Annotated in this window: 7 protein-coding genes and 2 pseudogenes; 7 read left to right on the forward strand and 2 right to left on the reverse strand. The window is 41.9% G+C overall.

Going from position 1 to position 5,408, the window contains the following annotated elements:
- Positions 1 to 117 precede the first annotated feature (117 nt).
- The 6 genes from GC098_RS08460 to GC098_RS08485 all read left to right on the forward strand — a co-directional run bounded on the left by GC098_RS08460 (position 118) and on the right by GC098_RS08485 (position 4,022).
- Positions 118 to 486 carry a YhjD family protein gene (locus GC098_RS08460; RefSeq protein ID WP_171642805.1) on the forward strand — a complete coding sequence of 123 codons (369 nt, stop codon included), beginning with the start codon at positions 118 to 120 and terminating at the stop codon, positions 484 to 486.
- On the forward strand, positions 486 to 1,757 hold the full coding sequence (locus tag GC098_RS08465; protein ID WP_171642806.1) for a DNA polymerase IV: 1,272 nt from the start codon (positions 486 to 488) through the stop codon (positions 1,755 to 1,757). The genes GC098_RS08460 and GC098_RS08465 overlap by 1 nt, the downstream gene beginning before the upstream one ends.
- Entirely contained in the window at positions 1,754 to 2,128 is a 375-nt protein-coding gene (locus GC098_RS08470) for a YolD-like family protein (protein ID WP_171642807.1), read from the forward strand. The genes GC098_RS08465 and GC098_RS08470 overlap by 4 nt, the downstream gene beginning before the upstream one ends.
- Before the next feature lie 325 nt (positions 2,129 to 2,453).
- Positions 2,454 to 2,690, forward strand: coding sequence for a helix-turn-helix domain-containing protein (locus GC098_RS08475; protein WP_171642808.1), 237 nt, complete (start codon positions 2,454 to 2,456; stop codon positions 2,688 to 2,690).
- Between the two features lie 336 nt (positions 2,691 to 3,026).
- A complete protein-coding gene (locus GC098_RS08480; RefSeq protein ID WP_246358509.1) occupies positions 3,027 to 3,860 on the forward strand; it encodes an ATP-dependent DNA ligase in 834 nt (277 codons plus the stop codon).
- Positions 3,861 to 3,872: 12 nt separating this feature from the next.
- Positions 3,873 to 4,022 (forward strand): hypothetical protein, encoded by a 150-nt coding sequence (locus tag GC098_RS08485; protein WP_171642809.1) that lies wholly within the window; start codon positions 3,873 to 3,875, stop codon positions 4,020 to 4,022.
- 377 nt (positions 4,023 to 4,399) lie between these two features.
- Here the strand turns inward: GC098_RS08485 and GC098_RS08490 are convergent.
- Together GC098_RS08490 and GC098_RS08495 are read right to left on the reverse strand one after the other, a co-directional pair.
- Positions 4,400 to 4,571 (reverse strand): annotated as a pseudogene (locus GC098_RS08490) (IS5/IS1182 family transposase); the annotation flags it as partial.
- Between the two features lie 111 nt (positions 4,572 to 4,682).
- The gene (locus tag GC098_RS08495; protein WP_171642810.1) at positions 4,683 to 4,994 is read right to left on the reverse strand and encodes a hypothetical protein; all 312 of its coding nucleotides are present in this window, start codon (positions 4,992 to 4,994) and stop codon (positions 4,683 to 4,685) included.
- Positions 4,995 to 5,117: 123 nt separating this feature from the next.
- On the opposite strand from GC098_RS08495, the pseudogene GC098_RS08500 reads away from it, so the two are divergent.
- Positions 5,118 to 5,376 (forward strand): annotated as a pseudogene (locus GC098_RS08500) (transposase domain-containing protein); the annotation flags it as partial.
- Between the last annotated feature and the right edge of the window lie 32 nt (positions 5,377 to 5,408).

Raw genomic sequence — 5,408 nt, forward strand, 5'->3', positions numbered from 1 at the left:
AGTAATCAGAATACTTAATTTCCAATTTGAATTCCATAAAATTCACTTGCATAACGAATACGTGTTCGGTATATAATAAATAACACGAATACACGTTCGCGTATGGTGGTGGGGAATATGAGTGTTGATTTAAGAGTTGAGAATGAAGAGGATGTTCAAATTATTAAAGAATTTACGTTGTTACCCATTTTACTCGATATGCTAACAAGAGATATGGAGGAACTCAAAGTTAACAAGGACAAAATTGTTTATAATCATGTTCTTTATTATTTGAGAGAGGTTGAGACAGCGATTTATCCCCAATTACAAAGTATTAAGAGCAGTATGAAAAAGCGTGATATCAAAGTACTAAACACAACTACGAATGCAGTAGGGATTAACGTTGAATACAAGGTCCGCGGCTACATTCATCATTTCACAATGCTTCGCAGCTTGGTCAAGGCCGAGCTTATGACCACGCTCATGAATATGAGGAGGGCGTTGTGATGAGCGAGAAACGTGAGAGGACAATATTCCTCTCGGACTGCCAGTCGTTCTATGCAAGTGTTGAAAAGGCGACTCATCCGGGTCTCGAAATTCTTCCTGTTGTTGTGGCTGGGGACCCGGCTAGGAGATCAGGTATTATTTTGGCGGCATGCCCAATCGCTAAAAGCTTTGGAGTTAGTACAGCTCAGCGGCTTGGTGAAGCGCTCCAATTGTGTCCAAACGCTATCGTAATGCGTCCACACATGCAACGTTATATAGATGTATCACTTGCAATTACTGACATTTACAAGGAATATACGGACTTGGTAGAGGTATTTTCAATAGATGAACAGTTTTTGGATGTGTCAGGTTCACTTAAACATTTCCATTGTTCACCTGAAGAGTTGGCAATCATGATTCAAAAAAAAGTTGCAGCCTCCATGAACATACGTATCCGCGTAGGTATTGGACCGACAAAGATACTTGCAAAGCAAGCGACAGATAATTTCGCAAAGAAGAACGGAAATGGTATTTTTACACTTGGTAAAGAAGATGTGGAGCGTGAGTTGTGGCCACTAACCGTTGATAAGATGTATGGAGTTGGATCGCGTATGACTCGCCACTTCGTCGCACTCGGCATGACGACAATAGGTCATGTTGCTAGGACACCTCTTGCGACTCTCAAGCAGAAGTTTCGAGCTCGTTTTGGTAAACAGTCAGACATACAGGCTGAGGTGATGTGGCGTACTGCCAACGGATTAGATGATAGTCCAGTCACACCAGGAACGTTTGACGTAATGCCTAAATCAATCGGTCATGGAATGACTTTGCCACGAGATTATACGACCGCGGAAGAAGTTGATATTGTACTCTTGGAATTAACCGAGGAGGTATGTCGGGATGCACGAGCAAAAGGGTTTACGAGTGGAACTGTTCATGTTTTTTGCATGTGCTCGCCATACGATGCACCAACAGGTTTTAGTCAGCAGCGGAAAATGCCGTTGTGTACGAATAATACGTTGAAAGTATATCGATCTGTACGCGAGATATTTCACCGTAATTGGAATGGTCTTCCGGTACGCAAGGTCGGTGTTACACTCGGCTCACTTGCCGATGAAGAGGTCACACAATTGGATTTATTCGAAGATGTTACAAAGGTTCGTGAGCTTGATCGTGTCGTGGATGGTATTAAAGACCGTTTTGGTAGTACGGCAATCATCCGCGCATCAAGTCTGATGAAAGCCGGTCTCGCTGTAGATAGAGCCGGAAAAATTGGAGGGCATTATCGATGAGCAAGAAACTAGAACGGAACGGTTTATGGGAGTCAAGTCGGATGATGCTTCCTCAACATAAAGAATCTGCGATAAGAAACCAGAAAGAAATGCATCGCATTCAGCGTCTTGTACTTGATGAGCAGGAAGTGCAAGTCATATCAGCCACTCTGAGTCAGTCGCAGATGTACAAGAAAACCGTTGAACTCACACTATATGGTGAGTACCAGATACGCACAATAACAGGCATTGTGACGCGGAGCAAGCACGGTGAATTCCGATTTGACACTGTAGATCCGTTTGGTGTTGGGGATTGGGATTGGATCAACTACAGGGATGTATTAAAGGTAGAACTGAGCAAAGAATGGTCTGACGAGGCAATAATTGATTAATGACCAGTATTGTTTAAACAATGTGTAAGAATACTTCGGTAATTGCCATGACTCTGTTAATGTCTTCTGCTTGGTTGTAATCCACTTTTTTCTATACTCTTTCGTAGTTACCCAAACAGTCTCCGTTGGTTTCATGCCGTTATACCAATTCCCGATATTCAAGGGAGTTGGACTACATATGTTATACCAAGATCCATCTGGAAATTTTTCGTGAATCTGAATAATAAATTCACAAGGCTCGAGCCAGGTTTTGGCTTGAAATTTAAGTTGCCGAACTATGCGCACATTAAACATCTTGGCCGCGGAGCGTCAACGGAGAAATCCGGTGGCGCTTTTTGCATATGGACTAGGATTAGGAAAATCAAGAACTAAGTTGGGTAAATTTATCGATAGAAAGAAGATAACTCAAGGGGAACTTGCAAAAGCGAGCGGAAAGAGTAGAAATGCGATATCTGATCTTTGTGATGGGGATAAACACCAAGCCAATACAGAAACGAAATATGAAATAGTTGGTACTTTGCGTAGAATGGGGCACGATGTTAGTATTTCCGATCTATTTTGAAACGCAAGCTGGAATATTAAATTACCACCCTTCTAAATACTAGGGTGGCCTGTCTATGAAAATTTTGTTCAAAAACCGTGCAACATGCCCAAGGGATTTATCTTCTTCCCTTCAAAGCAAAGTAAACTGGAAATGATATGGGCGTTGCAATACCCATCGAACAAGCAATGAAACGTGGCAACGATATTAATGACTTCTTTTTCATATGTAGATAAACCTCCTGAATTCCTTTGATCTCTTGAAAGCCCAAGAGGAGGAATTCTTGGGCTGTTTCCTTCAAGTACCATTAGTCATGAATAGCTCTAAGGTGTAACATTATTATGGGTGATGAAGATAATGTTTATTCCTCCAATGCTTCTCCAATATGCCGAAAATAATAAACCATTTGATGATTCTTCCACATTTGCGGAGCTTAAGTGGGATGGTATAAGATTGATTGTTTCCAATTTAGATGAGCTAAACCTATATACAAAGAACACAAATGCTACATCCAAATATCCAGAGTTGCACAATCCGCCGATCCAAAAGGGGACTATCCTCGATGGCGAAGTCGTGGTATTAGATGAGCATGGAAAAGCTGACTTCGAAGCCTGCAATGCTCGTTTCAAATCTAGCAAGGTTAAGCATAAAGTTGTCTATTTCGCTTTTGATATCTTGTACCATCGCGGGGTGGATGTGACTGGCTTGCCTTTGGAAGTTCGTAAAGCTTTACTTGAAGAGGCAGTAACTGAAAACAACCATTACCGAATAGTCCGGCCAATCAACGGTAGCGCTACAGATTTCTTTAAAATCGTCTGTCAGCACGGATTAGAAGGCATAGTCATTAAGAAGAAAAACTCCAAGTATGAGAAAGACACTCGCTCCTGGTCATGGCAAAAGGTTATCAATTATCGGAGAGCAGAGGTCTACATAACGGGATACAGCAAGAAGGAGCATTCATGGCTTCTCGGGTATTCAGATGAAGGATGTATTCGACCTATCGGAGCAGTAGAGTTAGGAATTACCCAGTCTGCCCGCCAATCGATGTGGCCTGTGTTTCAAGCATACAAAAGTGGTGAGAGCAAGGATCATGTCTATGTGAAGCCGTTGGTAAAGTGTAGGGTTAAATATCGAGATTGGTACAAGTCGGGAGCAATGAGATTGCCAGTGTTCGAGGAATTTATTGTTTAGGGAGATGGCATCATGGAATACCGCGTAAAGCATAAGGAGACAGGTGAAGAGAAGACGCTGAGTCATACAGAAGTAAACGACATGGATTATGGCGATAATGGACAGATAGTCGTTTTTGACACGAAGATGGAAGCTTATATTTTGCTCGATGACGAAGTATAAGATAGCTGAACTTTCTAAGGTGGTTGGTTTTCATCGTAAACACCAACGAGTTCCATCAATGGAACAGGTAGAGAATGCATATAAAGGGCCATGGACGGAGACTTGGATAGCGCGTTGCGGCTACTGGATTGGAAGCGACACTGTTTTTATGTGAAGGACGAATTTCAAAGAGAAGTAATGGCAAAGGTGTTCGAGGTTTGCTCTGAAATTATCTATAAATAAACGTAGAAAAGCCCGGGGATGATTTCCGAGGCCACTGAAAAACTTTCGTCCTCGAAATCAAGTTAATGCTCTACAGAAAAAGACGGTGTTTACTCCCACATTTCGAGAGTAAACGCCGTCTTTTTCCCTCTGTAAGCCCTGTTTGGTAATGGTTTTTAGTCGTTCAATTTCAGGATTCGCTTTAGATTCACTGCGAATATCGCCATAGCCCCTTGCAACCATACCTAATAGACCCGCGGAAGTGGCTACATCATACCCGTGCCTATGCTTAAGTTCACTATTCTTCGCCTCGATCTTGTAGCGTTCTTTGGATTTCTTTTTGAAGTACTCGTAAGCTAATGACTTGGGAGTTAGTTGTAGTTTGAGAAAATATAGTATTAAACTTACGATGCGTCATTAAGCTAATGGGCAGATTAGTTAACAAGTAATGGGGGATTGCTATACAAAAGGAATAAGGAAAAAGGAAAACCACCAATGAAATTCTATTGGTTGATTTTTCTCATCCGGATGATAAATTGCAAAAAACGGCATATTTTCATAATCAAACGGTACGCTACTATATATCTTACCTATCTCTGCGTTGCCTCTAGCAACACGAAGCCTATTTTTAAAATGATTTAATAAAACGACACCTACAGCTTTATTTATGATCCATTGTGCGGGAGCTAGGTTATGATATCTTCTTTCCCCAGTTCTATCTTCCCAATTATATATCAATCGGGAAAAATGATATGAGTCTTGAATAAGCAAAAAACAGCCGGTTTCCTTTCATTCTAAGGTCACCGGCTGTTTTTAATTTTTGGTGTAGATTTAACAGTTCTTGATAGTCGCGACGGAACCCCTTACTGTGCCTACGGATAATATTAATGATTCAACAACCGAAGTGAGCGATCCATCAAGCCGTTCGTGATCGGGAGAAAGAAACTGGTTATTTGCGAACACGCCTCGCGGCGCGAATGCAAGTGCGGCAATCTACAGTGTCATCGAGACGGTGAAGGAAAACGGACTGCTTCCGTTTCCATATTTAAAGTACCTGTTCGAGCAGCTTCCGCAGCTTCCAAATCCAGAGGCGCTCGAGCCTTATTTGCCATGGTCATCTTCGCTTCCGATCACTTGTCGTGTTATAGGATAGGCATGGGCAAGTTTGAGGTTATGTGACGCTTA

This window comes from Paenibacillus phytorum (genome assembly GCF_013141715.1).
Classification (GTDB): domain Bacteria; phylum Bacillota; class Bacilli; order Paenibacillales; family NBRC-103111; genus Paenibacillus_E; species Paenibacillus_E phytorum.